This window comes from Pseudonocardia yuanmonensis, from assembly GCF_039542425.1.
In the GTDB taxonomy this organism is placed as follows: domain Bacteria; phylum Actinomycetota; class Actinomycetes; order Mycobacteriales; family Pseudonocardiaceae; genus Pseudonocardia; species Pseudonocardia yuanmonensis.
Window position 1 is genome coordinate 181262 of sequence record NZ_BAABIC010000013.1, and the last position, 26096, is coordinate 207357.

Genomic DNA, 26096 nt, shown 5'->3' on the forward strand with positions numbered 1-26096 from the left:
CCGGCCACATACCGTCAGCCGGACTGGACTCGGGGACGGCGGAGGGCGGAGCGGCGAGATGACGGAATCGGTGGAGAGCACGCCGGTCGCGACGAGCGGGACGCCCGGCGAGATCAAGGCGGGCTACGACGAGCGCCTCACGAACGAGGACCTCGCCCCGCTGCGGAAGCAGAACTGGAAGTCGTACAACTTCTTCGCGTTCTGGATGTCCGACGTGCACAGCGTCGGCGGGTACGTGACCGCGGGCTCGCTGTTCGCGCTCGGCCTCGCCGCGTGGCAGGTGCTGATCGCCCTGCTCGTCGGCATCACGATCGTCTACTACCTGTGCAACCTCGTCGCGAGGCCCTCCCAGGCCACCGGCACCCCGTACCCGGTCATCTCCCGGGTGTCCTTCGGCGTGCTGGGCGCGAACATCCCGGCGATCATCCGCGGCCTGATCGCGGTGGCCTGGTACGGCATCCAGACCTATCTCGCCTCGCACTCCCTGGTCATCGTGGCCCTCAAGCTGTGGCCGGGTCTCGCCCCGCTCGCGGAGGTCGGCCAGTACGGCTTCGCCGGGCTCTCGCTGCTGGGCTGGATCTGCTTCCTCGCCATGTGGGTGCTGCAGGCCGCCGTGTTCTGGAAGGGCATGGAGGCGATCCGGAGGTTCATCGACTTCTGCGGGCCCGCCGTGTACGTCGTGATGTTCCTGCTCGCCGGCTACCTCGTCCTCCGAGCCGGCTGGAGCGGCATCGACCTGAACCTCGCCGAGGTCGACCTGTCCGGCTGGCAGTCCGTCGGTGTCATGATCACGGCGATCGCGCTGATCGTGTCCTACTTCTCCGGCCCGATGCTCAACTACGGCGACTTCGCCCGGTACGGCCGGACCTTCTCCGACGTGAAGAAGGGCAACCTTCTGGGCCTGCCGCTGAACTTCATCGTGTTCGCGCTGCTCGTGGTGGTCACCGCCGCGGCCACCCTGCCGGTGTTCGGCCGGCTGATCACCGACCCGGTGGAGACGGTCGCCCAGCTGGACAGCACGTTCGCCGTGGTCCTCGGGGCGCTCACCTTCATGATCGCCACGATCGGCATCAACATCGTCGCGAACTTCGTGTCCCCGGCGTTCGACTTCTCCAACGTCGACCCGCAGCGGATCAGCTGGCGCACGGGCGGCATGATCGCGGCCGTCGGCTCCGTGTTGATCACGCCGTGGAACCTGTACTCCAGCCCGGACGTCATCCACTACACGCTGGACACGCTCGGCGCGTTCATCGGCCCGCTCTACGGGGTGCTGATCGCCGACTTCTACCTGATCAAGAAGGGGCGCGTCGTCGTCGACGACCTCTACACGCTGAGGGCGGACGGCACCTACCACTACCGCAAGGGCTACAACCCGGTCGCGATCGTCGCCACCGCGGTCGGCGCGGTGGTCGCGATGGCCGTGGTGCTGTTCGGCTCGACGACGGCGGCCGCCTTCAGCTGGTTCATCGGCGCGGGCGTGGCCTTCGCCCTGCACTGGGTGATCTCGCGCAGCCGCACGGGCAGCACGCCGGAGCCCGCCGCCGACGCGGCCTGACCCCACCTGCACCCCGCACCACCCGGAGGACGAATGGGCATCTCGCTCGGCTACAACCAGTACGGCAAGGCGGAGTGCCACATGGTGCACGTGGACCGGTCGACGCCGGTCCACCGGATCACCGACGTCACCGTGACCAGCCAGCTGATCGGCGACTTCGCCGACACGCACCTCACCGGCGACAACGGCAAGGTCATCGCGACCGACACGCAGAAGAACACCGTGCACGCGCTCGCCCGGACGCACGGCGTCGGCTCGCCCGAGACCTTCGCGCTGCTCCTGGCCCGGTACTTCGTCGACGGCTTCGAGCAGGTCACGGGCGCGCGGCAGGAGGTGAACCTGGACCACTGGGAGCGGATCTCGACCACCGAGGGTGGGCCCCACGACCACGCGTTCACCAGGCCCGGCTCCGAGGTCCGCACGTGTGTGGCGACCAAGCACGGGGCGGAGGAGACCGTGATCTCCGGGCTCACCGGGCTGACCGTCCTCAAGAGCACCGGCAGCGAGTTCCACGGCTTCCCGGAGGCGCCGTTCACGTCGCTCGTCGAGACGGACGACCGGATCCTCGCCACCGCGGTCACCGCCCGGTGGCGCTACCTGGGCACGGACGTCGACTGGGACAAGTCCTGGGCGTCGATCCGGCAGATCCTCCTGGAGAGGTTCGCGCTCACGCACAGCCTCTCGCTGCAGCAGACGCTCTACACGATGGGCGAGGCGGCGCTCGCCGCCCACCCGGAGGTCGCGGAGATCCGCTTCTCCATGCCCAACAAGCACCACTTCCTCGTCGACCTCGAGAAGTGGGGGCTCGACAACCCCAACCAGGTCTGGTTCGCCGCCGACCGGCCGTACGGCCTGATCGAGGCCTCGATCGTCCGTGACGACGTGCCCCCGGCGCCTGGGGCGTGGGAGGGGATCACGGGCTTCGTCTGATGGCCGCCGATCCCACCGGGTCCGGGGTCTACCTGCACCTGCCGGAGTGGCTGGCCACGATCTTCGAGTCGGGCATCAGCGCCTACGCCATCTTCGCGGTGCGGCTGAACCTGCTGTTCAACCACTTCTCGCGCACGGAGGGGCCCGCGGCGGCCCACTGACCGCACACGCCGAGGGCCCGGCTCGCGCCGGGCCCTCGGTGTTCTCGCTCGGTGTCCTTGCTCAGGCGTCCGGGAAGACGCAGCGCACGCCCTCGGCCGGCAGGGCGAGGTTCACCAGGTAATCGACGACCGCGGTGTCGACGCACTCGTTGCCGCCGAACGCGGCCCCGTGCCGGGTGCCCTCGACCGTGACCAGCCGGGCACCGAGTGCCGCGGCCAGGTCGACGCCCGCCTGGTACGGCGTGGCGGGGTCACCGGTCGTCGAGATCACCATCGTGGTCGGCAGCCCCTCGACCTGCGGCAGGTGCGGCTCCGAGGTCGGCGTGACGGGCAGCAGGGCGCAGGTGTCCCGGGCCCCCTCGACCAGCGGCAGGCCGGGGTCGATGAACGGCGCGGCCGACCGTGCCTGCCGCGCGATCTCCAGGCCCTGGGCGGGGTCGGTGATCCGGTCCCCGTCGAGGCAGTTGATGATCATCCGCGCCTCGGTCTCGTTGCCGTAGCGGCCGTCGGCACCGCGGCCGAGGTAGGCGTCGGCGACCTGCATCAGCGGCGTGCCGTCGCCGGCGCGCAGCGCGGCCAGCCCCGCCGTCAGCCCCGGCCACGAGACCGGGCTGTAGAGCGAGGCGATCACTGCGGTGGTCGCGTCGCCGTAGGACAGGCTGCGGCCGTCCGCCACCGGCGCCTGCCGGTCGAGCAGCGGCCGCGTCAGCGCCTGGAACTCGGCGGTGGCGCGGGACGGGTCGGTGCCCAGCGGGCAGTCGGCCTGCTGGGTGCAGGCCGCGGCGTAGGCGTCGAAGGCTCCCTGGAACCCGGCCATCTGGGCCACCGTGCTCTCGGCGGTGGTCTCCGTCGGGTCGACGGCCCCGTCGAGCACCATGGCCCGCACGTTCTGCGGGAACAGCTCGGCGTAGGTCGACCCGATCCGGGTGCCGTAGGAGAAGCCGAGGTAGTTCAGCTTCTCGTCGCCCAGCGCGGCACGCAGCACGTCGAGGTCGCGGGCGACGTCGCGGGTGCCGGAGGTGGCGAGCACGTCGAGGCCGCCCGAGCGCTCCACGCAGCGCTCCATCTGCAGCCGCGCCCGCTCCTCGGCGGCCGCCGGCCCTGCGGCCACGAGGTCGCGCTCGGACTCGGCCCGCTGGGCGTCCCACTCCGCGTCCGTGGTGCAGTCGATCGCCGGCGTGCTCGACCCGACCCCCCGCGGGTCGAACCCGACGATGTCGAAGGGCCCGTCGGACAGCGACGCGTAGGCCGCCGCCATCTCCATCCCGGACCCGCCCGGGCCGCCGGGGTTGAGCACGAGCGAGCCGAGCCGCGCCTGGCCACCCCCCGCCCGCAGCACGGCGATCTCCGCGGTACGGCCCTCCGGCGCCGCGTAGTCGAGGGGCACGGTCATCCGCGCGCACTCCAGGCCCGGCTGCCCGAACAGCTCCTGTTCCCCCGCCTCGTCGGCGAAGGGGAGGCAGGGGCCCCAGGCGAGCACCTGGGTGTAGTACCGCGTCAGCCCGGCGGGTACCTCGCCGGACGCCGGCGCGGGTGTCGCGACCGGTGCCGCGAGCAGCATCCCGGGTAACGCGCACGACGAGAGCACTGCCGCGCCGGCCACCGCCGCGACGGCGAGCGCCACCCGGCGTGCGCCTCCGATTCCTCTGGTTCGCACTGTCCTTCCTCCCCGATCCGTCGCCGCGGGTCGCGGCGGGTTCAGCGGAGGATGGGGTCGGGGGCATCACCCGGACGAGGGAGCACGCACCCGAACCGCCGGGTGCGCACCCGACGGCCGGGGTGGGGTCGGCCCCGCGCTCGGCGCGACGTCGGGCGTCAGCGCGGGGAACGCGTCGTGCGGTGCGCCGTCCGGGCCAGCTCGCCCAGGTCGGCGCCCGTCTCCTTCTCGACCCACGCGCCGTCGAGCGCCCCGCAGTCGATGCCCCGCAGCAGGAAGCCGGCGAGGGCCGTGGCGGTGGCGGGCTCGTCGAGGAACCCGGAGTCGACGCGCTCACGGTAGGCACGCAGCCGCGCCGCGGCCGGACCGGCGGAGCCGCGGAAGAAGGAGAAGACCGCGATGAACCGGCTCGGCAGCTGGGCCGGGTGCAGGTCCCAGCCCTGGTAGAAGCCGCGTTCGAGGGAGCGGCGGACGAGCCGGCCGTGCAGCCGCCACGCCGCGCGCACCGCCTCGGGCGAGCCGACGGGCAGGACGTTCGTGGAGCCGTCCGACAGCCGGACGCCGGTGCCCGCCGCCGCCACCTGCATCACCGCCTTCGCGTGGTCCGCGGCGGGATGCTCCATGCTCTGGTGCTCCGCGGCGATGCCGAGCGAGGCGGAGTAGTCGTAGGTGCCGTAGTGCAGGCCGGAGCAGCGACCCTCGGCGGCGGCGATCATGCCCGGCAGCGGGGAGGCGCCGTCGAGCCCCATCACCGTCTGCGGGGTCTCGACCTGGATCTCGAACCGCAAGGTGCCGACAGGCAGGCCGTGCGCCTCCTCGAGCGCGTCGAGCACCGCGGCGAGGGCGGCGACCTGGGCCGGCGCCGTGACCTTCGGCAGCGTGACGACGAAGCCGTTGGGCACGCCCCCACGCGCCGCCAGCTCGGCCACGAACGCGGTCAGCGTACGGAGGCCGCGGCGCCGGGTGCCGGCCTCGAGGCTGCGGAACCGGATGCCGGTGAACGGCGGTGCGGTCCCGGCGTCGACGGCGGCGACCAGCTCGGCGGCCGCGCGGCGGACCTCCGCGTCCTCCTCGGCGTCCGGCCGCACGCCGTAGCCGTCCTCGAAGTCGATCCGCAGGTCCTCGATCGGCTCGGTGACCAGCTTGTCCCGCACGCGGGCGCGCAGCACCTCCGCGGACTGCGCCGGGATCCCCCAGCAGGAGGCGAGCTCGGCCTGGCCGGGGGCGTGGGAGTCGAACACCTCGCAGGCGGTGGCGCCCCACGCCGCGGACACGGACCGGTCGAACCGGTCCGCGGGCACGTACACGGTGTGCACCGGCTGGCGGGTCCCGACGTCGCCGGGATACGCGGCCGCGAGCGCGGCGTCGACCGGGGCGAGATCGCGGTCGACCGCGGTCGCCAGTTCCTCGGCGAGATCCGTCATGGACGGATCCTGCCCCACCGGGGCCCTTCCGGGCCCGACGAGCGGGCGTGATCCTTTTCGTGGACCGGGCGGTCGGGCGGGCGTGGTCGGTCGGGGGTGCTCGGGCGGGGGTGCTCAGGCGGCGGCGGGTTCGCCGGGGCGGCGGTGGTAGCGGTCGACGTACTCCTGGCCGCTCAGGTCGGCGATGGCGTCCATGACCTCGTCCGTGACCGCGCGGCGGATCGCGGCGGAGCCCTCCAGGCCGTCGTACCGGCTGAAGTCCAGCGGCCGGCCGAACCGGACCTCCACGCGCGCGACACGCGGCAGCTTCTTCCCCACGGGCTGCACCTTGTGGGTGCCGATCAGCCCGACCGGCACCACGACGGCGCCGGTGGACAGCGCCAGCGACGCGACGCCGGTGTGCCCGCGGTGCAGCCGGCCGTCGAGCGAGCGGGTGCCCTCCGGGTAGATGCCGAAGGCGCCGCCGGCCTCCAGGACCGTGCGCCCCGCCTCCAGCGCGGCCAGCCCGGCCTTGGCGTTGGCCCGGTCGACCGGGACGTAGCCGAGGGCGGTGAGGAACCGCGCGACGAGCCGGCCCTTCAGGCTGCGCGACGCGAAGTACTGGTCCTTGGCGAGGAAGGCGACCCGCCGCGGCGTGACCAGCGGGATCACGGCCGTGTCGACGGCTGCGCGATGGTTCGCGGCGAAGATCACCGGTCCGCTCACCGGGACGTTGTGCACCCCCTGCACCCGCGGCCGCCAGATCATCCGCACCAGCGGCGCCAGCACCCACCTGATCAGGAACTGCATGGCTCTTCGATCCTCCCCGGACCCGGCCGGACGCACCCCACGTCGTCCGGACCAGTGTGGCGTACCCACCATGACGGACAGGTCACCGCTCTGGAACGTACCGACGACGTGCGGCCGGCGGTTCCGCCACGTGAGGGAGGCCGTGCGGATTCGTGCGATCGCTTCTGGCCCGCCCTGCGGAACCAGCGGTCCGCGGCGGCCGGAACAGCGCCACCAGCGCGGCCAGCACACGCTCAGCGGGCCGTTCGGGCCGTTCGACAGCCTCGTCCATCCCGAACCCAAGATCACTCTCCCTGGACGCAGCGGGTCGATTCCCGACCGCCCGCGTCCACGATCGATGATCACGAGCCGACCTCCCGCGGCTCGACCGGTTAATCGGTTGCGGGGTCGCCACCCCTGGGCGAGAGTGATCGCATCATGGAGCTCTGACACCACCCTGCGCCCGCGGCCGCGGCACGAGCCCGGCGGGCGCGAGATCCCGATCTTCCCAGGTGGTGTCGCCGTGTCCGCTCCCTCCTCCGTGCACGCAGCCCTGGTCGCCGTCGACCTCGTCCGCACCCTCGGTACGCGCCGGGTGCTCGACGGCGTGTCCCTCACCGCCGCCCCCGGCCGGCGGATCGGCCTGATCGGCGAGAACGGGGCCGGCAAGTCCACCCTGCTGCGGCTGCTCGCGGGCGCGGACGAGCCCGACGGCGGCACCGTCACGCGGCCCGCGGACCTCGGTTTCCTGCACCAGGAGATGCCGTACGACCCGGTCGCCACGGTCGCCGCGGTCGTCGACGACGCCCTGCGCGAGGCCCGCACGGACCTCGCCGAGCTGGACCGGATCGGCCGCGCGCTCACCGACGCACCCGAGGACGCCGACCTCCTCACCGCGTACGGCGAGCGCCTGGAGTCGGCCGAGCGGCACGCCGCGTGGGACGCCGACCGGCGCGCCGATCTCGTCCTCGCCGGGCTGGGGCTGGGCGGGATCGGGCGCGACCGCCCGCTCGGCACACTGTCCGGGGGCCAGCGAGGGCGGCTCGCCCTGGCCGCGCTGCTGCTCCGCCGGCCCGCGGCGCTGCTGCTCGACGAACCCACCAACCACCTCGACGACGCCGCCGCGGCCTTCCTCGAGGAGGAACTGCGCGGGATGCCGGGCGCGGTCGTGGTGGCGAGCCATGACCGGGCGTTCCTCGACGCGGTGTGCACGGACGTCGTGGACCTCGATCCGGCCCTCGGCGGACCCGCCCGGTACGGCGGCACCTACACCGACTACCTGGCCGAGAAGCGCGCCGAGCGGGAGCGCTGGGAGCGCCGCTTCGCCGAGGAGCAGGAGGAGCTCGCGGAGCTGCGGCACTCGGTGGCGGTGACCTCGCGCCGGGTCGCTCACGACCGGGCGATGCCGGACCGGGACAAGATGGGCTACGGCCGGCGCGCGCAGCGCGTCGAGCGGCAGGTGTCGAGCCGGGTCCGCAGCGCGCTGCGCCGGCTCGAGGAGCTCGAGCGGGACCAGGTGCGGCGTCCGCCGGCGCCGCTGCGGTTCCGGGCCCCCGCGCTGGCCGCGGCGTCGTCGGACGGGGTCCTGGTCGCGCTGCGCGGGGTGCGGGTCCCGGGCCGGCTCGCGGTCGACCGGCTCGACGTCACCGCGGACGACCGGCTGCTCGTCACCGGGCCGAACGGGGCGGGCAAGTCCACGCTGCTCGCGGTGCTCGCCGGGACGCTGGCCGCCGACGGCGAGGTCCGGCGACGACGTCGGCTGCGCGTCGGGCTGCTGGCCCAGGACACGGTGTTCGCGCGGCCGGACCGGACCGTGCGCGAGACGTGGGAGCACGCCCTGGGCCCCGAGCGGGCCGAGGCGGTGCCGCTGGTCTCGCTCGGCCTGGTCGCGCCGCGGGACCTCGGCGCCCGGGTCGGCGAGCTGTCGGTCGGGCAGCGCCGACGGCTCGCGCTCGCCCTGCTGATCGCCGACCCGCCGCAGCTCCTGCTGCTCGACGAGCCCACCAACCACCTCTCACCCCGGCTCTCCGACGAGCTGGAGGAGGCCCTGGGCACCGGGCCCGGCGCCGTCGTCGTCGCCTCGCACGACCGCTGGCTGCGCCGCCGCTGGGCGGGCCGGGAGCTGGCCCTGCGCGCGCCGTGAGCCGGCGCTCCGCTCACAGTTCGGCGCGCAGGGCCTGCTGAGCCTCGGTGCGACCGAGCCCGGTGGCCTGCAGCAGGTCGACCGCGATCGAGCGCAGCTGGGCGATCATCACCTGCTCGGACATGCCGAGGTCGCCGGCCGCGGCGCCCAGGATCGGCGAGTCGTGCACGAGGTCGAGGATCGGCACGCGGGCCGCCTCGCGGTCGCCCGCGCCGACCTGCGCGGTGAGCTTCTGCACCGCGGTCGCGAGCTGGGCGACGGCGTCGGGCAGGGCCTCGACCGCGGGCTCGTCGTCCTGCAGCGCGGTGAGGGCGCGCCGGGCGAGGACCCGGGTGTTGCGGAAGGCGTAGTCGGTGCGCTCGGCCAGCTCGCCGAAGCGGGCCAGCTCGGCGCGGTGCGGGCGGCGCAGCGGGGCCACGGCGGTGACCTCGCGGCCGGACTTCACGGACGTCCGCAGCTCGTCGACCAGGGGCTGGCTGCGGCGGGCGCGCAGCAGCGCCTCGGCCGCCGCCTTCTCGTCCCGGGTGCGCAGCGCCTCGGCGACCCCGAACAGGACGGCCGCGAGCTCGTCGAGCGCGCGGCGGGCCTGCCGCCGGACCGGGCCGAGCGGGTGCGACGGCAGCAGGGCGGCCACGAGCAGCCCGACCGTGCCGCCGATCAGGGAGTCGACCCAGCGGTCGATCCCGCCGGTCTGCCCGGGCGGCAGCAGGGTCGCGACCAGCACGGCCGACGAGCCGGCCTGCGCGACGATGAGGGTGCCGCCGTCCGTGAACACCGCGGCCGCCACGGCGAGCATCACCACCAGGGCGATCTGCCAGGGTCCCGACCCGATCACGGAGACCAGCAGGTCGCCGACCAGCACCCCAAGGCTCACGCCGACGACCAGCTCGGCGGTCCGGCGCAGCCGGGACCCGAGCGAGACGCCGAGGATGATCACCGCGGCGATCGGCGCGAAGAAGGGCCGCGCGTGCCCGACGAGGTCGGCGGCGACGAACCAGGCCAGGCCGGCGGCCAGCCCGCACTGGACGATCGGCACCGCCGACATCCGTAGCCGGCGCGCGCCCAGGTCCAGCCGGGCACGCGCCCGGGCGGTCACGCTCATGCGGGACCGTTCACCCGACGACGGGGGTCAGGAGACGCCCAGCGCCGCGGCCGCGGCCGGGTCGGAGTCGGCGAGGAACCCGCGGATCCGCTCGACCTCGTCCGTCTCGCCGATCGCCTCGGCGGCGCGCATCAGCGCACCCAGCGCACGCAGGAAGCCCTGGTTCGGCTCGTGCGACCACGGGATCGGGCCGAAGCCCTTCCAGCCGTTGCGGCGCAGCTGGTCCAGGCCGCGGTGGTAGCCGGTGCGGGCGTACGCGTACGCCGCCACGGTGTGCTTCTCCGCCAGGGCGTTCTCGGCGAGGGTGGCCCAGGCGATCGACGAGGCGGGGTTGGCCGCCGCGACGTCCGCCGGGTCCTCGCCCGCGTCCAGCGCGGCCGCGGCGGGGTCGACGGGCAGGCGCGTGGGCTCGGGGCCCAGCAGGTTGCCGTGCAGACTCATGGCCTCATCCTGCCCCGTCGACCCCCCGTGCGATCCGGCCGGGCTCAGCCCGCCAGGGACTTGCCGGCCGACTTCAGCGACTCGCAGGCCTCGACGACCCGCTCGGACATCGCCACCTCGGCCTTCTTGCCGTAGGAGCGCGGGTCGTAGGTCTTCTTGTTGCCGACCTCGCCGTCGACCTTCAGCACGCCGTCGTAGTTCTGGAACATGTGCGCGGCGATCGGCCGGGTGTAGGCGTACTGGGTGTCGGTGTCCACGTTCATCTTGACGACGCCGTAGGACAGCGCCTCGTGGATCTCCTCCAGCAGCGAGCCGGAGCCGCCGTGGAACACCAGGTCGAACGGCTTGGAGCCCTCCGCCAGGCCCAGCTTCTGCGTGGCGACCTGCTGGCCCTCCTTGAGGATCTCCGGGCGCAGCTTGACGTTGCCCGGCTTGTAGACGCCGTGCACGTTGCCGAAGGTCGCGGCCAGCAGGTACCGGCCCTTGTCGCCGGCACCCAGCGCCTCGACGGTCCGCTCGTAGTCGCCGGGAGCGGTGTAGAGCTTCTCGTTGATGTCGTTGGCGACGCCGTCCTCCTCGCCGCCGACCACCCCGATCTCGATCTCCAGGATGATCTTGGCCTTGGCCGCCTCGTCGAGCAGCTCGGCCGCGATCTTCAGGTTCTCCTCGAGCTCGACCGCGGAGCCGTCCCACATGTGCGACTGGAACAGCGGGTTCCCGCCCTTGGCCACGCGCTCCTGGCTGATCGCGATCAGCGGGCGGACGAAGCCGTCGAGCTTGTCCTTCGGGCAGTGGTCCGTGTGCAGCGCCACGTTGATCGGGTACGAGTCCGCGACCACGTGGGCGAACTCGGCCAGCGCGGTCGCACCGGTGACCATGTTCTTCACCCGGGTGCCGGAGAGGAACTCCGCACCGCCCGTCGAGACCTGCACGATGCCGTCGCTGCCCGCCTCGGCGAAGCCGCGCAGGGCCGCGTGCAGCGTCTCGGAGCTGGTGACGTTGATGGCCGGGTACGCATACTCCCCGCTCTTGGCCTTGTCCAGCATCTCGTTGTAGATCTCGGGGCTGGCGATCGGCATCTGAAGTGGCCTCCTCGGGTCCGCGTCGTTCGCCGCCAGTATCACCCACCAGCGCCGACGCGCCGAACGACGTGACGGTCGACTTCGCAAGCTCCGTCTCCGGGAATGTCACGCTCGATAAGGTGTCGATCGTGGGGGGAGCGAACCCGCTGGAGACCGGCGGTTACGAGAGCACCGTCGAGCGCACGCTGAGCAGGCTGCGCCGGATCGACTCACGCCCGGACCCCGCCGTCGCCGCCCCGCCCCCGCAGGCCCCGGGCGCCCCGCTCACCCTCGCCGACCTCTACCGCGACCACCGCATGCGGCTGGTCCGGCTCGCCGTGCTGCTCGTCGACGAGCCCGCCACCGCCGAGGACGTCGTGCAGGAGGCCTTCGCCGGCCTGCACCGGCACTGGGCCGGGCTGCGCGACGAGGCCGCGGCCGTCGGGTACCTGCGCACCGCCGTCGTCAACGGGTCCCGGTCGGTGCTGCGCCGGCGGCGCACCGCGCGCGAGTACGTGGCCCCGCACCAGGTCAACGCCCGGTCCGCGGAGTCGCTCGCGATGCTCTCGGCCGAGCACCAGGCCGTCGTCGACGCGCTGGCCACGCTGCCCCCGCGGCAGCGCGAGGTCCTGGTGCTGCGCTACTACGGCGGGCTGTCCGAGGCCGAGATCGCCGAGGCCGCCGGCATCACCCGCGGCACGGTGAAGTCCACGGCCAGTCGGGCGCTCGACGCGGTGGCCCGTGTCATGGCCGAACGGTCCGGGGGAAGATAGGGCCGGGAGGAGGACGAACGATGACGAACCCGCACGCCCACGCCACCCCGTCGGCCGATCCCGGCCGCCGGCTGGCCGAGGCGCTGCACGCGCAGGCGATCTCGTCGGGCTCGGCGCCGGCCGGGTACGCGGCGACCCGCCGACCGGCCCCGGAGCCGGGTCCCGACGCCGCGCTGCGCCGCCAGATCGTGTGGGCGCTGGTGATCGCACTGCTCGCGGGCCTGGTGCTCGGGGCGGGGATCGGGCTGGTCTCGCTGCTCTTCCCAGGGGTCCTTCCCACGGTCGGCTGACGGGACGCACAGGTGCGCCCGGTACCGTCCTGGGCGTGACCCACACGCTTGCCCTGGGCCCGGAATGGCTGAAGCCCGACGTCATCATCGGCTGGCTCGGCCCCTGGGCGCTGCTGGGCCTGGCACTCATCGTGTTCGCCGAGTGCGGCCTGCTGCTGGGGTTCTTCCTCCCGGGTGACTCCCTGCTGTTCACGGCGGGCCTGTTCGTGGCGACGGGGGCGATCCGCACGCCGCTGTGGCTGGTGTGCGTGCTGCTCGTGGTGGCCGCCTTCGTCGGCAACGCGTGCGGCTACGCCATCGGCCGCAAGGCGGGGCCTGCGATCTTCGACAAGCCGAAGAGCAGGCTGTTCAAGCCGCAACACGTCACCAAGACGCAGGAGTTCTTCGACAGGTACGGCAACCGCGCGATCGTCCTCGGTCGTTTCGTGCCCATCGTCCGCACGTTCATCACCGTGATGGCCGGCGTCGGGAAGATGGACGCCAAGCGCTACTTCACGTACTCGCTGGTCGGGGGGGTGGCCTGGGCGGCCGGCGTCACGGTGCTCGGCTACTTCCTCGGCCAGATCCAGTTCGTGCGGGACAACATCGAGCTGATGCTGATCCTGATCGTGCTGCTCTCGGTGGTGCCGATCGTGATCGAGCTCCTGCGCGCGCGCCGGCAGGGCCACGGGGCGGTCGCGCCCGAGGGGTACGACCCGGACGCGACGGTCCGCATCCCGGTCGTCCGGCCGGACGAGCGCCCGCCCGGCCACCACCGCTGATCCCGACGCCGCCGATCCGGAGGAGCACGTGCGACAGACGGTCCTGGCCCTCGACCCGCTCGGTTCCGCCGGGCCGGTCACGGTCTGGGTCGTCGTCCTCGCGTTCGTGTTCCTGGAGTGCGCCTTCATCATCGGGCTGTTCCTGCCGGGCGACTCGCTGCTCGTCGCGGCGGGCGTGGTGCTCGCCGCCCACCAGCACGAGGCATCCGCCTGGCTGCTCTCGGCCGCCGCGGTGGTCGTCGCGGTGGCCGGCAACCAGGTCGGCTACCTCATCGGGCGCTACACCGGCAACCGGATCAAGGTGCGCCGCGGCGGCAGGTTCCTGACCCGCCAGAACCTCGACCGGGCCGGCAGGTTCCTCGACCGCTGGGGCTTCTGGTCGATCGTCGTGGCGCGCTGGGTGCCGTGGGTGCGCACGCTCGCCCCGGCCATCGCGGGCGCCGCGCGGATGGACAACCGCAAGTTCCTGGTGGCCAACCTCGTCGGGGCGCTGGCCTGGGTGCCCACGCTGATGATGCTGGGCTACTACGCCGCGGGCCTGCTCGACCGCATCCCGTGGGTGCGGCACGTGGCGGTGGTCGCGGCGATCGCCTTGTTCGTGATCGGCACGGCCGTCGGGGTCGTGCGGTACGTCCTCGAGGTCCGCAAGCCGGTCGAGGAGGAGACGCCGGTCGACTCGGGGGTCGCCCACGACCCCGCGGCGACCGAGCAGCCCTGACCGACCCTGACCAGCGGCTCTCCCCGCGGCGGTCTCACGCGGCGCCGGCACGCTCCAGGCGGGCCGCGGCCTCCAGCAGCAGCCAGCCCGAGAGCTGCACGGACAGGTCCCCCTCCGGCGCCCCCACCGCAGGCCGACGGGCGCGCCTGCGCCAGTCGTGCGCGAAGGCCGGCCCCACCGCGGTGTCCGCCCGGTTCTCCCACACCGACTCCGCACTGGCGAGGACGAGGTCGCGGGCGTGCGGCAGCCGGGGCCGCCGGACCGCGGCGTCGGCCAGGTACCGGGCCAGGATGCCGTTGAACAGGCCGCCGTCCCCGCCGTCGTCGTAGCCGCCGACCACGCCGCCCGGCTCGGCGAGTCCGCGCGCCGTCGCCGCGAGCACCGCTGCCGCGCGCTCGTGCCAGCGGGCGTCGCCCTGGCGCTGCGCGAGCTCGACGCAGGCGCCCAGGAAGACGCCCTGGCAGTACGTGTAGGTGGTGGTCGCGACCTCCCGGATCGCGCCCTGCGCGTCGAGCCGGACGCCGTCGCGGACGAGGCCCGTGGCCGGGTCGACGAGGGTGGTCGCCATCCAGTCGGTGAGCGCGACGGCCGTGGCCAGGTCCTCCGCGGCGCCGGTGCGGGCCAGCAGGATCGCGGCCGGGCCGTTGGCGGGGGCGTTCTTGAAGTCGTCCCCGCGGCGCCACCAGATCCCGCCGCCACCCGCCGGGGTGTGCGCGGCGCGGATCCGCGCCGTGATGGCGTCGAGCGCCGCGTGGCGGCTCCGCACGCGCACCCCGGCCCGCTGGACGGCCAGGCCGAACCAGGCGATGTCGTCGTAGTAGTCGTTGGTCCAGCGGCCGAGGTTGCGCAGCCGGACCCCGCGCACCATCCCCGCGATCGCCGCCGCGCGACGCGGCTCCGGGGCCCGGATCTGGGCGTCCACCAGGCAGTCGAGCAGATGGGCCTGCCACCAGTAGTGCCAGGGCCCGACGAGGGCCCGGGCCCGCTCGCGGAGCGCGGAGGGCCGCGGGCTGCGGATACGGCCGATCCGCGTCCCCGGCAGCACCCCGCCGACGCGGTGCAGGTAGCGATGGGTGACCGCGCGTTCCGCGGCGGCCGCCCGGTCCGTCCACAGGCTCGTCATCGCGGCGATCATCGCAGGATTTTCTGTCGGGGGTCGGGCCTACCGTCCGCGGCATGAACCCCGAGATCCCGTCCGAGGTCCCGTCCGAGCTCGTCCACCGCATCGACCAGTACGAGGCCTGGCAGCGCGAGACGATCCGCCGGCACGGCTGGGCGCTGCAGGCCGTGCTGGGGGACGCGGAGGGCCCGCCCTTCGTCTACACGGTCGGGCTGTCCGGGTTCGACCATCCCGAGCTGATCGTGTTCGCGGTCGGCCAGGCCACGGCGGCGCGGGCGCTCAACCGGCTGGGGCAGTACGTCCGGCACGGCGGTCGGCTCGGGCCCGGGGACACCGTCGGCCTGCCCGAGGGGCTGGTCAGCCTGCTCTCCTTCCCCGACTCGGAGGGGTGGCTGCTCGGGGCGAACCGGCTGTACCGCGTCCCGGGCGGGCCGCCGGTGGAGGCGCTGCTGGTCGTTCCGGAGGACGGGTACGCGGAGGAGCCGGGGGAGGACCTGCCGTGCCGGTTCTGCGGCTGAGCGGCGGGATCGGCGGGACCGCCCCGGCGGCGGGATGCGACCGGACCCGCGGCCGGTTCGGCCCGATCGGCGGCGGAGTACGTGGCCGGATCCGAGGGCTCCCCGTCGTTGACGCCACGTCCGTGGGCACGCGACCGTAGTCACATGACCGGCAGGCCCGACCGTCAGCGTGTGGTGATCCCACTGTTCGACGGCTTCCAGCCGCTCGACGTGGTGGGCCCGCACGAGGTGCTGCGCATCGCCACCGGGGTGGCGGGCGGCCGTGGGTACGACGTCGAGCTGGTCGGGGTGCGGCCCGGCCCGGTGCGCTCCGAGACCGGGCTCGACCTGGTCGCGCGCAGCGGCCTGCCGGCCGGGCCGATCGACATCCTGCTCGTGCCCGGCGGTGGGGGAGCCCGGAGACAGGGCCCGCCGGGCAGCCGCGGCAACGAGAGCGAACTGGTGCGCTGGATCCGGCACGTGGCGCCGCGGACGCGGCGGCTGGTGTCGGTGTGCACCGGGGCGTTCCTGCTGGCCGCGGCCGGGTTGCTCCGCGGCGAGCCCGCGACCACCCATTGGCGGTGGGCCGAGCGGCTCGCCGCGGAGCACCCGGAGGTCGAGGTCCTGCCGGACCCGATCTACGTCCGCAGCGGGCGGATCTGGAGCTCGGCCGGCGTCACGGCGGGGATGGACCTCGCCCTGGCACTGGTCGAGGAGGACCTCGGCCCGGAGGTGGCGCAGAGCGTAGCGCGCGAGCTGGTGATGCCGGTCCGCCGCGCGGGCGGGCAGAGCCAGTACGCCAGCCCCGTCTGGGCGCCGCCGGCGCCGCGGCCGTCGGTGCGCGCGGCGCAGGACATCGTGCACGCCGAGCCCGCCGCGGACCTGCGCGTCCCCGTGCTGGCCGCGCGGGTCGGGATGAGCGAGCGGCACTTCGCCCGCGAGTTCACCCGGCTCGTGGGCACCCCGCCCGGCGTGTACGTCGAGCGGGTGCGGGTGGAGGCAGCCCGGGGCCTGCTCGAGTCCGGCGGGCTCACCGTCACCGCCGTCGCCTCACGGGTCGGGTTCGGCTCGGCCGAGACCATGCGGCGCGCGTTCCTCCGCCGGCTGGGGGTGGCGCCGGACCACTACCGGCGCCGGTTCGCCGGCGTCCCGAGCCGCACCGCCGGCTGAGTCCGGCACACCCGAGCCGCACCGCCGGCTGAGTCCGGCGCACCCGAGCCCACCCGTCACCGTCCGACCGGCGCCGCCGGCCGGTCGACCCGTCCTGTCCGAAGGAGCCGCCATGCAGGTCGCGATCCCGCTCTTCCCCCGCCTGACCGCCCTCGACGCGATCGGCCCCTACGAGGTGCTGCAGCGCGTGCCGGAGTTCGAGGTGGTGTTCGTCGGCGCCGAGCGCGGCGAGGTCCGCACCGAGAACGGGATGCTCGGGCTCACCGTCGACGCCCTGTTCGCGGAGGTCCCGAACCCGGACGTGGTGGTCGTGCCGGGCGGGATCGGCAGCCGGGACCACCTCGACGGCAGCCCGCTCGTCGACTGGGTGCGCGCCGTGCACCCCGGTACCCGCGCCACGACCTCGGTCTGCACGGGCTCGCTGATCCTCGCCGCGGCCGGGCTGCTCACCGGCCTGCCGGCGACCACGCACTGGGGCGCGACGGATCTCCTGGCCCGGTTCGGCGCCGAGCCCGTGCGGCAGCGTGTCGTCGAGCTGCCGGAGCAGCGGATCGTCACCGCGGCCGGGGTCTCCTCCGGCATCGACATGGCGATCCGGCTGGTCGCGCGGCTGGTCGACGAGGTCGCCGCGCGGGCCGCGCAGGTCTTCGTCGAGTACGACCCGGAGCCGCCCTACCGGGCGGGCCATCCGGACCAGGTCGGCGAGGAGGTCATGGCGCGGATCGCCGCGTACAGCGGCGCCCGCTCCTGACCAGGTCCACCGCCCCTGCCCGTGCTGCCCGTCCTCCTCCCCGAGCACCTCGATCCCGGCCCGTCGTCACACGTCGAAGGAGACGTCATGTCTACCCCCGCCGCCGCCCGCCCCCGCACCCGGTCCGAGCTCCGCGCCGTGCTCACGGACCGCCGGTTCGTCCGGCACTACGTCAAGATGCTCGTCGCGATGGGCCTCGGCATGGCGGTCCTGCTGCCGCTCTGGCGGCTCGCCGGGCTGCCGGACCTGAGCGGCTCCGTCGAGCTGAACTCCCTGCTCATGGCCACCTCGATGACCGTGGGAATGAGCGCCTGGATGCTCGTGCGCCGGCACTCGTGGGCGGCGGTCGGGGAGATGGCGGCGGCGATGTACCTGCCGTTCGTGGTGTTCTTCGTGCCGTTCTGGGCCGGCGTGCTCGGCGGGCACGGCGTCATGCTGGCCGGCCACGTGCTGATGCTCCCCGCCATGCTGCTGGCGATGCTGCACCGGCCCGCGGAGTACGTCGGCCACCGCCACTGATCGCCGACCCGACCGGCACCGACCCCTGCGGGCCGCCGGGCCCGGCGGCGAGATCACCCCGTCACCGGGCGGGCTCCTCGATCGGGAGGCCGGCGATCACGTCCGTGGCGAGGTGCTCCGGCCCCACACCCTGCACGATGATCGCTGCGCCATCCGAGTTGCGGGTACGCAGCGGCAGGATCGCCTGGTACTCGGGCGAGCGGTACCAGGCCCGTGCCTCCTCCGGACCCGGGAAGCCGATCACCACGAGGTGCCCGGGGAACTCGCCCTCCAGCACCTCGGGCAGGTCACCGTGGACCACGAAGGTGCCGCCGTAGGGGGCGAGCGTGGCGTCGATCCGCTGCAGGTACTCCACGATCTCGGCGTTGGGGGTCACGCTGCGCAGGTGGGCGATGGCGTAGGCGGTCATCTCGGGTCCTCTCCCTCGTCTTCCGGAGGACCCCAGCCTCGCCCGCCCCGTGGCGCCGGTCGATGACGTCGGAGGTAAGGCGCTACCGCACCTCCGCGGCCCGCAGGCATGTGACGCGGCGCACCCTTGCTGAGTCCCTCTGAGCAACGCAGACTGGGTTGCACCGAGGAACTCAGATCGAGGAGGATCCGATGCGGGACGCGGTGATCGTCGAGGCCGTCCGGACGCCGGTCGGCAAGGGCAAGCCGGGTGGCGCCTACGCCGACGTGCACCCGGTCGAGCTGCACGCGCACGCCATCCGCAGTGCGGTGGAGCGGGTGCCGGGGCTGCGACCCCACGAGATCGACGACGTCATCGGCGGGGTCGTCGGGCAGGTCGGCGAGCAGAGCGGCAACACCACCCGGTTCGCCGCGCTGGCCGCGGGCCTGCCGGAGTCGGTGCCCGCGACGACCGTCGACCGGCAGTGCGGCAGCAGCCAGCAGGCCCTGTCCTTCGCCGCGCAGGGCGTGATCGCCGGGGCGTACGACGTCGTCGTCGCGTCCGGCGTCGAGTCGATGTCGCACGTGCCGATCGGCAGCTCCGCGAACGTCGACGGCGTGCGCGCGGACGTGCACGGCCCGTCGATCGCCCGGATCTACCCGGGCGGGCTGATCCCGCAGGGCGTGAGCGCGGAACTGATCGCCCGCAAGTGGGGCCTGTCCCGGACGCAGCTCGACGAGTTCGCCCTGACCAGCCACCAGCGGGCGGCCGCCGCGTGGGACCAGGGGTTCTTCGCCTCCCAGATCGCGCCGCTGAAGGTCACGCACGCCGACGGCACCGTCACCCAGCTGGAGCGGGACGAGACCGTCCGCCCCGGGACGACTCTCGAAGCCCTGGCCGGGCTGCGGCCCGCCTTCGCCGACCCCCGCTGGACGGACCGCTTCGGCGACCTCGACTGGAAGGTCACCGCCGGCAACTCGTCGCCGATCAACGACGGCTCCGCCGCCCTCGTCGTGACCACGAGCGAGATCGCCGCGCAGCGCGGCTGGCGGCCCCGCGCCCGGATCCACACCACCACCGTCACCGGCGACGACCCGGTGTACATGCTCACCGGGATCATCCCGGCCACCGCGAAGGTGCTGGCGAGGGCCGGGCTGACCGTCGACGACATCGACGCGTTCGAGGTCAACGAGGCCTTCTCCTCGGTCGTCCTCGCGTGGCTCGTCGAGACCGGCGCCGACCCGGCGAAGGTCAACGTCGACGGCGGCGCCATCGCGATCGGCCACCCGCTCGGCGCGAGCGGCGCGCGGCTGGCCACCACGCTGCTCGGCGTGCTCGAGCGGACGGGCGGCCGCTACGGACTGCAGACCATGTGCGAGGCGGGCGGTACCGCCAACGCCACCATCATCGAGAGGCTGTAGACCCATGGACATCTCCGGAAGCGTCGCGCTGGTCACCGGCGCGAACCGCGGGCTCGGCGCGGTGCTCGCCGCCCAGCTGCTCGAGCGCGGCGCCAAGACCGTCTACGCCGCCGCCCGCGATCCACGGACGGTCACGGACGAGCGGCTCGTCCCCGTGGCGCTCGACGTCACGGACCCCGAGTCGGTCCGGCGCGCCGCCGAGGCGTGCGGCGACGTCACCCTCGTGGTCAACAACGCCGGCCGTGCCGGCGCCGGCTCGCTCCTCACCGCCGATCTCGACGAGGTGCGGGCCGAGCTGGAGACCAACTTCGTCGGCCCGCTGCACGTGATCCGCGCCTTCGCGCCGGTGCTCGCGCGCAACGGTGGCGGCGCGGTCGTCGACGTGCTGTCCGTGCTGTCCTGGCTGGCCGCACCGCTGCACGGGTCCTACGCCGCGACGAAGGCGGCGGCGTGGTCGCTGACCAACTCGGTGCGCGCCGAGCTGCGCGCCCAGGGCACGCAGGTCGTCGGGGTGCACGTGGGCTACATGGACACCGACATGACCGCGGGTCTGGACGTCCCGAAGATCCCGCCGGCCGGGGTGGCCGCGCAGATCCTCGACGCCGTCGCCGCCGGCGAGGACGAGGTCCTGGCCGACGAGCTCTCCCGCGGGGTCAAGCAGCTGCTGGGCGGCCCACCCGCGGCCCTCGCCGGCCCGCGCTGACCTCCCGGCGGGTCGGTCCTCGGCCGCGCGACACGGCCCCGATGATCGTCGCGAGTGTGACAGGAGCGCTGCCGGAACGACCACGCAGTCACACTCGTGGCGATCTTGCCGCTAGATCTCCTCGAAGATCAGCATGAGCGTGACAGGAGCGCAGCGAGCACGACCGCACCGTCACGCTCGCAATGAGCGCTGGCCGGCCGAACCAAGATCGTCGCGAGTGTGACGGGAGTGTCGCCGGGGCCATCACACCGTCACGTTCGTAGCGATCATGGCGCTGCTGACCGGGGCATGCCGTCGCGAGTGACAGGAGCGCTGCCGGAATGACCGCGCAGTCACACTCGCGGCGATCTTCGGCGCGCCGCCGCTACCAGGCGCGGGAGAGGTCGGCGTGCCGGCGGATCCAGGCGTGCATCGTGATGCCCGCGGCCACGCCGGCGTTGATGGAGCGGGTGGAGCCGAACTGGGCGATCGAGACCAGGAGGTCGGCACCCGCGCGGGCCTCGGGCGTCAGGCCGGGGCCCTCCTGGCCGAACAGCAGCACCGCCTCCCGCGGCAGGTCGGCGGTCTCCAGGGGCTCCGAGCCCGCGGTGTTGTCGACCGCGACGACCGCGAGATCGTGTTCACCGGCGAAGGCGAGCAGCCCGGCGACGTCTGCATGATGGTGCAGGGTCTGGTAGCGGTCGGTGACCATCGCGCCCCGCCGGTTCCACCGCCGCCGCCCGACGACGTGGACCGCGGCGGCGGCGAAGGCGTTGGCGGTGCGGACCACGGTGCCGATGTTGTGGTCGTGACCGAAGTTCTCGATCGCGACGTGGAAGGGGTGGGCCCGGGCCGCGAGGTCGGCGACCACGGCCTCGCGCCGCCAGTACCGGTAGGCCTCGACGACGTTGCGGCGGTCGCCGTGCGCGAGGAGCTCGGGGTCGTAGCGCGGGTCGTCCGGCCACGGCCCCTCCCACGGCCCGACACCGACCTGGCCCGGCACGGCCCACTCGGTCGCCCCGGCGCTCTCCTCCTGCATCCCGCCATGATCCCGCCCCGGCGCGGCGGCACCCGCGCGCACCCGAGGAAAGCGCCTCCCCACGAGCCCGCCATGATCCGCCCCGGCGCGGCGGCACCCGCCCGCACCCGAGGAAAGCGCCTCCCCACGAGCCCGCCGTGATCCCCGTCCAGGCAGGAGAACGCTCGAACCGCACACGTCCCGCTGCCGGAGCGTGGATCTTCCGCGCTACGCCCGGCGGACCGCGACGGGACCCAGCACACCGCCGTGCCGCGGCACCCGCTCAGTCGGGTGTGCGGATCCCGTACTGCGCGATCTTGCGGTACACCGTGGCCCGGCTCATCCCGAGCATCTCGGCGGCCTTGGTGACCGTGATGCCGGGTTCGGCGAGGCAGCGGGCGATCTCGTCGCGCTCGAGGGTCTCGATCCGGGTGAGGGTGCGGCTGGAGCCGCAGAGCACCTCGGGCGCGAGATGCCGGGCGTCGACGACGTCGCTGCGGGTCACGGCCTCGCGCACAACCCGGCGCAGCTGCTCGACGTTGCCCGGCCAGGAGAAGGTCCGCATCGCCTTGACCGCCGCGGGGGTGAACCGGACCTCCCGCCCGCGGGCCCGGGCGCCGAGGTGCTCGGCGAGGGGGAGGACGTCGTCGGGGCGACGGCGCAGGGGCGGGACCTCGATCACGGCGTCGACGAGCCGGGCGAGCGGCGCCGGGATCGCCGCGGCCTCCGAGGCGGTGACGGCGAGCGATGCCCGCGGCGCCGCGGCCACGATCCCGGCCAGCTCGGTGGCGACCCACTGCGGCAGCGCGTCGACCCCGCCGGCGATGACGCTCGTCGTGTCCTTGGCGAGCTCGGGCGTCCACAACGCCAACCAGGACTCGGCGTCCCGCGGGTCCGGAGGCCGGGCGTTGAGGATCCGGTGGTCGCGGTGCACCGCCCGCAGCGCCGTGCCGAGCAGCGCGGTCTTGCCGGCGCCCACCTCGCCGACCACGGCGACGGCCTGCCCGGCGCGCAGGGCCGCGACCGCCTCGTCGAGCGCAGCCTGCCAGGCCTGCCCGAGCGCCGGCGGGGACGCCGATCCGCGGTGCGCCGAGTAGACGCGGAGGACCTCGCCGCGCGGGGTCGGCCGGGGCTCGGCGCCGCGGCCGCGCGCGAGCATGAGCGCGCTGGTGTGCCCGGCGGCCATCTGGGCCAGGGCGAGGAGCAGGCCGTCGGACTTCTCGGACCAGGTGGTCAGGTTGACGCTGCCGACGAGCCGGCCGAAGACCGGGTCCGTCACCGGCACGGCCGCGCAGGTGTAGCCCCACAGGCCGGTGCAGTAGTGCTCCTCGCCGCGGACCAGCGAGGGCGCACGGTCGGCCAGCGCGAGCCCCAGGCCGTTGGTGCCGGCCTCGCGCTCGGAGAAGGCGAAGCCGGGGGCGAGGTAGGTCTTGTCGAGGGCCGCGACCAGCGCCTTCTCGTCGCACATCCGGCTGAGCACGAGGCCGTCCGCGTCGGTGAGCATGAGGCTGACCGGCTCGCCCGCGAGGGTGTCCCGCAGCCCGCGCAGCACCTCGTTGCCGCACTCGTAGAACAGCGACCGGTCGTCCACCGCTCCGCTGAACGCGGGGTTCACCGCGTCGAGCGGGATGCCGTAGCTCTCGCTGCGCCGCCACGACGCGGACAGCCGCGGGGCCGCGACGCCGCCGGCTCGCCGAACTTCCTCCACGCGCACCTCCTCGAGCGCCACCTGCCCCACCACTCTGACACGGCCGACCGACCACCCGGTGGGACGCGCGTCTCAGGTTGAGACTCCGAACGCCCCCTCCGGCCCGTCCGGCTGCCTAGCGTCGCCGCCGACCCGAACCGCTGCCGACGACGACCAGCGACGACCAGCCAGGAGGACAACGATGTACTCGAAGGACGGGGAGAACTACTTCATCGTCGACGCCCACGTCGCGCTGTGGGACGCCCGACCGGAGAACCAGCGGAACATCCACGGCAAGCAGTTCATCGACTGCTTCTACGACTACCACCGCAACCTCAGCCCGGAGTCCGAGGTCTGGCCCTACGAGGAGTACCTCTACCAGGGCGGCGACCGACTGATGCACGACCTGTTCGAGGTCGGATACGTCGACCACGCGATCTTCCAGCCCGCCGCGCTGGGCGAGTTCTACACCAACGGGTTCGGGCAGACCGAGGAGGCCTTCACGCTCACCGAGGCCAACCCGGACAAGCTCACCTACAACCACTACTGGGACCCGCGGTTCGGCGAGACCGGGCTCACGCAGCTGCGCGAGGACGCGAAGCGGTTCAACCTCAAGGGCTGCAAGCTCTACACCGCCGAGTGGCACGGCGACTCGCGCGGCTGGAAGCTCGACGACCTGTGGTCCTACCGGTACCTGGAGACCGCCCAGGAGCTGGGCATCACGAACATCCACATCCACAAGGGCCCGACGATCCGCCCGCTGGACCGGGACGCGTTCGACGTCGCCGACGTGGACAAGGTCGCCTCGGACTTCACCGAGATGAACTTCGTGGTCGAGCACTGCGGCCTGCCGCGGCTCGAGGACTTCTGCTGGATCGCCACGCAGGAGCCGAACGTGCACGCCGGCCTCGCCGTCGCGATCCCCTTCATCCACACCCGTCCGAAGTACTTCGCGCAGATCATCGGCGAGCTCCTGTACTGGCTCGACGAGGACCGGATCCAGTTCTCCAGCGACTACGCCCTGTGGACGCCGCGCTGGCTGGTCGAGCGGTTCGTCGACTTCCAGATTCCCGAGGACATGACCGAGTACGCGCCGCTGACCACCGCCCAGAAGAAGAAGATCCTCGGGCTCAACGCCGCCGCGATGTACGACATCCCGGTCCCGGCCGAGCTGCCGCTCCCCCGTGAGGAGCCGCAGGCCGTGGCGGTGGCCTGATGGACCGGCCCGAGGAGTGGCGGGCAGCGGACGCCCGGCGGGCGCTGGACGCCGTCGTCGACCCCGAGCTCGACGAACCCATCACCGATCTGCGGTTCGTCCGGTCCGTGGAGGTGACCGGCACGGACGTGCGGGTGCACCTGCGGTTGCCGACGAGCTTCTGCGCACCGAACTTCGCCTACCTGATGGCGTCGGACGCGAAGGACGTGCTGACGGCGCTGCCGTGGACCCGCCGGGTCGTGGTCGAGCTGGACGACCATCACGACTCCGACCTGATCAACCGGGGCCTGGCCGCCGACGCCGGCTACCGCGGCACCTTCGCCCACGAGGCCGACCGGGACCTCGAGGAGCTGCGGAGCACGTTCAAGCGCAAGGCGCACACCGCCGCGATGGAGCGGGTGCTGACCCGGATGGTCCGGGGCGGGACCCCGGTCGAGGAGCTCGGCCGGGTGACCCTCGGCGACCTGCCGGACGACGACGCCACCCGCGCCCTGCACCGCCGCCGTGCCGCCGTCGGGCTGCGGACCGGCGAGGAACTGCCGGTGTTCGTCGACCACACCGGAACGGCCTACCCGGAGGTCGAGCTGCCGCTGCAACTACGGATGGCCCGCTCCACCCGGATCTCGATCGAGGGCAACGCCCACTTCTGCCGTGGCCTGCTGGCCACCCGCTACGACTTGGAGGACAAGGTCTCGTGAAGGCCGTGCAGGTGGTGGACTACCACCGGAACCTGGAGATGACGGACGTCCCGGAGCCGACGGTCGTCGAGCCGTACGACGTGATCGTGAAGATCGGCGGCGCGGGGGTGTGCCGGACCGACCTGCACATCCTCGAAGGGCAGTGGGCCGAGAAGTCGCAGGTCACGCTCCCGTACACGATCGGCCACGAGAACGCGGGCCGGGTCGCCGCCGTCGGCTCCGCAGTGACCAACGTGGCCGAGGGCGACAAGGTGATCGTGCACCCGCTGATCACCTGCGGGCTCTGCCGGGCCTGCCGCTCCGGGGACGACGTGCACTGCACCCGGTCGCAGTTCCCAGGCATCGACACGAACGGCGGGTACGCGGAGTACCTGCGCACCTCGGCCCGCAGCGTGGTCAAGCTCGACGACGCGCTGGAGCCTGCCGACGTCGCCGCGCTCGCCGACGCGGGGCTGACCGCGTACCACGCGGCGGCCAAGGCGGCCCGGCGGCTCGGCCCGCGCGACACCTGTGTGGTGATCGGCGCCGGCGGGCTCGGGCACATCGGCATCCAGGTGCTCAAGGCGTCGACCCCGGCGCGGATCGTCGTCGTCGACCGGAACCCGGATGCGGTCAAGCTGGCCGAGTCCATCGGCGCCGATCTCGGGGTGGTCGCGGACGGCGGGCACGTCGACCAGGTGCTGGACCTGACGAAGGGGGCGGGCGCCGAGGTCGTCGTCGACTTCGTCGGCGAGGGCGGCAGCACCGCCGAGGGCATCCGGATGACCAGGCAGGCCGGGGACTACCACGTCGTCGGCTACGGGGAGAACGTCGACGTCCCGACGATCGACCTGATCTCGACCGAGAAGAACATCGTGGGCAACCTGGTCGGCAGCTACAACGACCTGTGCGACCTGATGGAGCTGGCCGCCTGGGGCCTGGTCACGCTGCACACCCAGCGCTACGCGCTGGACGACTTCCAGCAGGCGATCGACGACCTCGACGCCGGCCGGGTGCGCGGGCGGGCGATCCTCGTCCCCTGATTCCCTATCGGCGTTGCCTTGTCAATGGCTCACGTCTTGCGTGGTGGTCGTCGGCCGCGTGAGGATGCCTGGTGGGGAAGGTCGCCTCGTTTGTCGACGCCTTCGGGTGTCTGACCTGCTGGT

27 protein-coding genes are annotated in these 26096 nt (G+C 73.6%); 17 read left to right on the plus strand and 10 right to left on the minus strand.

Annotated features, from left to right (window positions below; genetic code table 11):
* Positions 1-58: 58 nt before the first annotated feature.
* From ABD990_RS20220 to ABD990_RS20230, 3 genes are read left to right on the plus strand one after another with little or no spacing between them, the layout of a single operon-like run.
* Positions 59-1555 (plus strand): NCS1 family nucleobase:cation symporter-1, encoded by a 1497-nt coding sequence (locus ABD990_RS20220; protein ID WP_345382179.1) that lies wholly within the window; start codon positions 59-61, stop codon positions 1553-1555.
* A 33-nt stretch (positions 1556-1588) separates the two neighbouring features.
* Positions 1589-2485 (plus strand): factor-independent urate hydroxylase, encoded by an 897-nt coding sequence (pucL, locus tag ABD990_RS20225; protein ID WP_345382180.1) that lies wholly within the window; start codon positions 1589-1591, stop codon positions 2483-2485.
* Positions 2485-2646 (plus strand): hypothetical protein, encoded by a 162-nt coding sequence (locus ABD990_RS20230; RefSeq protein WP_345382181.1) that lies wholly within the window; start codon positions 2485-2487, stop codon positions 2644-2646. The genes pucL and ABD990_RS20230 overlap by 1 nt, the downstream gene beginning before the upstream one ends.
* Before the next feature lie 61 nt (positions 2647-2707).
* Here ABD990_RS20230 and ABD990_RS20235 read toward each other — a convergent pair whose 3' ends face one another.
* From ABD990_RS20235 to ABD990_RS20245, 3 genes are all read right to left on the minus strand, one after another.
* Positions 2708-4270 (minus strand): alpha/beta hydrolase, encoded by a 1563-nt coding sequence (locus ABD990_RS20235; protein ID WP_345382182.1) that lies wholly within the window; start codon positions 4268-4270, stop codon positions 2708-2710.
* 191 nt (positions 4271-4461) lie between these two features.
* Positions 4462-5727 (minus strand): DUF6986 family protein, encoded by a 1266-nt coding sequence (locus ABD990_RS20240; protein ID WP_345382183.1) that lies wholly within the window; start codon positions 5725-5727, stop codon positions 4462-4464.
* Positions 5728-5841: 114 nt separating this feature from the next.
* Positions 5842-6516: a lysophospholipid acyltransferase family protein gene (locus tag ABD990_RS20245; RefSeq protein WP_345382184.1), complete on the minus strand. Its 675-nt coding sequence runs from the start codon at positions 6514-6516 to the stop codon at positions 5842-5844.
* 520 nt (positions 6517-7036) lie between these two features.
* On the opposite strand from ABD990_RS20245, the gene ABD990_RS20250 reads away from it, so the two are divergent.
* A complete protein-coding gene (locus ABD990_RS20250) occupies positions 7037-8638 on the plus strand; it encodes an ABC-F family ATP-binding cassette domain-containing protein (RefSeq protein ID WP_345382210.1) in 1602 nt (533 codons plus the stop codon).
* A gap of 13 nt (positions 8639-8651) precedes the next feature.
* Here the strand turns inward: ABD990_RS20250 and ABD990_RS20255 are convergent, their stop codons facing one another.
* The 3 genes from ABD990_RS20255 to fbaA are packed head-to-tail and all read right to left on the minus strand — an operon-like array spanning position 8652 to position 11260.
* Positions 8652-9740 carry an FUSC family protein gene (locus ABD990_RS20255; protein WP_345382185.1) on the minus strand — a complete coding sequence of 363 codons (1089 nt, stop codon included), beginning with the start codon at positions 9738-9740 and terminating at the stop codon, positions 8652-8654.
* Between the two features lie 27 nt (positions 9741-9767).
* Entirely contained in the window at positions 9768-10181 is a 414-nt protein-coding gene (locus tag ABD990_RS20260) for a DUF3151 domain-containing protein (RefSeq protein WP_345382186.1), read from the minus strand.
* A gap of 44 nt (positions 10182-10225) precedes the next feature.
* Positions 10226-11260 carry a class II fructose-bisphosphate aldolase gene (fbaA, locus tag ABD990_RS20265; RefSeq protein WP_345382188.1) on the minus strand — a complete coding sequence of 345 codons (1035 nt, stop codon included), beginning with the start codon at positions 11258-11260 and terminating at the stop codon, positions 10226-10228.
* 128 nt (positions 11261-11388) lie between these two features.
* Here fbaA and ABD990_RS20270 point away from each other — a divergent pair, with 128 nt between their 5' ends.
* Genes ABD990_RS20270 through ABD990_RS20285 form a run of 4 tightly spaced genes read left to right on the plus strand, consistent with a single transcriptional unit; the run spans position 11389 to position 13784 of the window.
* Positions 11389-12015, plus strand: a complete 627-nt coding sequence (locus ABD990_RS20270) for a SigE family RNA polymerase sigma factor (protein WP_425569629.1) — start codon at positions 11389-11391, stop codon at positions 12013-12015.
* A 20-nt stretch (positions 12016-12035) separates the two neighbouring features.
* Positions 12036-12305 carry a hypothetical protein gene (locus tag ABD990_RS20275; RefSeq protein WP_345382191.1) on the plus strand — a complete coding sequence of 90 codons (270 nt, stop codon included), beginning with the start codon at positions 12036-12038 and terminating at the stop codon, positions 12303-12305.
* 35 nt (positions 12306-12340) lie between these two features.
* Positions 12341-13066, plus strand: coding sequence for a DedA family protein (locus tag ABD990_RS20280; protein WP_345382192.1), 726 nt, complete (start codon positions 12341-12343; stop codon positions 13064-13066).
* Between the two features lie 28 nt (positions 13067-13094).
* Positions 13095-13784 (plus strand): DedA family protein, encoded by a 690-nt coding sequence (locus tag ABD990_RS20285; RefSeq protein ID WP_345382193.1) that lies wholly within the window; start codon positions 13095-13097, stop codon positions 13782-13784.
* A gap of 34 nt (positions 13785-13818) precedes the next feature.
* Here the strand turns inward: ABD990_RS20285 and ABD990_RS20290 are convergent, their stop codons facing one another.
* A complete protein-coding gene (locus ABD990_RS20290; RefSeq protein WP_345382194.1) occupies positions 13819-14907 on the minus strand; it encodes a glycoside hydrolase family 76 protein in 1089 nt (362 codons plus the stop codon).
* A gap of 53 nt (positions 14908-14960) precedes the next feature.
* Here ABD990_RS20290 and ABD990_RS20295 point away from each other — a divergent pair, with 53 nt between their 5' ends.
* The 4 genes from ABD990_RS20295 to ABD990_RS20310 all read left to right on the plus strand — a co-directional run bounded on the left by ABD990_RS20295 (position 14961) and on the right by ABD990_RS20310 (position 17841).
* The gene (locus tag ABD990_RS20295; RefSeq protein WP_345382195.1) at positions 14961-15422 is read left to right on the plus strand and encodes a DUF4262 domain-containing protein; all 462 of its coding nucleotides are present in this window, start codon (positions 14961-14963) and stop codon (positions 15420-15422) included.
* 144 nt (positions 15423-15566) lie between these two features.
* Positions 15567-16571 carry a GlxA family transcriptional regulator gene (locus ABD990_RS20300; protein ID WP_345382196.1) on the plus strand — a complete coding sequence of 335 codons (1005 nt, stop codon included), beginning with the start codon at positions 15567-15569 and terminating at the stop codon, positions 16569-16571.
* 112 nt (positions 16572-16683) lie between these two features.
* Entirely contained in the window at positions 16684-17322 is a 639-nt protein-coding gene (locus tag ABD990_RS20305) for a DJ-1/PfpI family protein (protein WP_345382197.1), read from the plus strand.
* A gap of 87 nt (positions 17323-17409) precedes the next feature.
* Positions 17410-17841 (plus strand): hypothetical protein, encoded by a 432-nt coding sequence (locus ABD990_RS20310; protein WP_345382198.1) that lies wholly within the window; start codon positions 17410-17412, stop codon positions 17839-17841.
* Positions 17842-17902: 61 nt separating this feature from the next.
* Here the strand turns inward: ABD990_RS20310 and ABD990_RS20315 are convergent, their stop codons facing one another.
* Positions 17903-18250 carry a DUF1330 domain-containing protein gene (locus ABD990_RS20315; protein ID WP_345382199.1) on the minus strand — a complete coding sequence of 116 codons (348 nt, stop codon included), beginning with the start codon at positions 18248-18250 and terminating at the stop codon, positions 17903-17905.
* A gap of 191 nt (positions 18251-18441) precedes the next feature.
* Between ABD990_RS20315 and ABD990_RS20320 the strand changes: the two genes are divergently transcribed.
* Together ABD990_RS20320 and ABD990_RS20325 are read left to right on the plus strand one after the other, a co-directional pair.
* The gene (locus tag ABD990_RS20320; RefSeq protein ID WP_345382200.1) at positions 18442-19650 is read left to right on the plus strand and encodes a thiolase family protein; all 1209 of its coding nucleotides are present in this window, start codon (positions 18442-18444) and stop codon (positions 19648-19650) included.
* A gap of 4 nt (positions 19651-19654) precedes the next feature.
* The gene (locus ABD990_RS20325; protein WP_345382201.1) at positions 19655-20353 is read left to right on the plus strand and encodes an SDR family oxidoreductase; all 699 of its coding nucleotides are present in this window, start codon (positions 19655-19657) and stop codon (positions 20351-20353) included.
* Between the two features lie 364 nt (positions 20354-20717).
* On the opposite strand, the gene ABD990_RS20330 is transcribed toward ABD990_RS20325, so the two are convergent.
* The gene (locus tag ABD990_RS20330) at positions 20718-21371 is read right to left on the minus strand and encodes a TrmH family RNA methyltransferase (protein WP_345382202.1); all 654 of its coding nucleotides are present in this window, start codon (positions 21369-21371) and stop codon (positions 20718-20720) included.
* A 262-nt stretch (positions 21372-21633) separates the two neighbouring features.
* Entirely contained in the window at positions 21634-23058 is a 1425-nt protein-coding gene (locus ABD990_RS20335; RefSeq protein ID WP_345382203.1) for an AAA-type ATPase lid domain-containing protein, read from the minus strand.
* Between the two features lie 181 nt (positions 23059-23239).
* On the opposite strand from ABD990_RS20335, the gene ABD990_RS20340 reads away from it, so the two are divergent.
* From ABD990_RS20340 to ABD990_RS20350, 3 genes are read left to right on the plus strand one after another with little or no spacing between them, the layout of a single operon-like run.
* Complete coding sequence (locus tag ABD990_RS20340) at positions 23240-24253, plus strand: amidohydrolase family protein (protein ID WP_345382204.1); 1014 nt, start codon at positions 23240-23242, stop codon at positions 24251-24253.
* Positions 24253-24951, plus strand: a complete 699-nt coding sequence (locus tag ABD990_RS20345) for an iron-sulfur cluster assembly protein (RefSeq protein ID WP_345382205.1) — start codon at positions 24253-24255, stop codon at positions 24949-24951. Before ABD990_RS20340 ends, ABD990_RS20345 begins: the two co-directional genes overlap by 1 nt.
* The gene (locus ABD990_RS20350) at positions 24948-25973 is read left to right on the plus strand and encodes an NAD(P)-dependent alcohol dehydrogenase (RefSeq protein ID WP_345382206.1); all 1026 of its coding nucleotides are present in this window, start codon (positions 24948-24950) and stop codon (positions 25971-25973) included. The genes ABD990_RS20345 and ABD990_RS20350 overlap by 4 nt, the downstream gene beginning before the upstream one ends.
* Positions 25974-26096 lie beyond the last annotated feature (123 nt).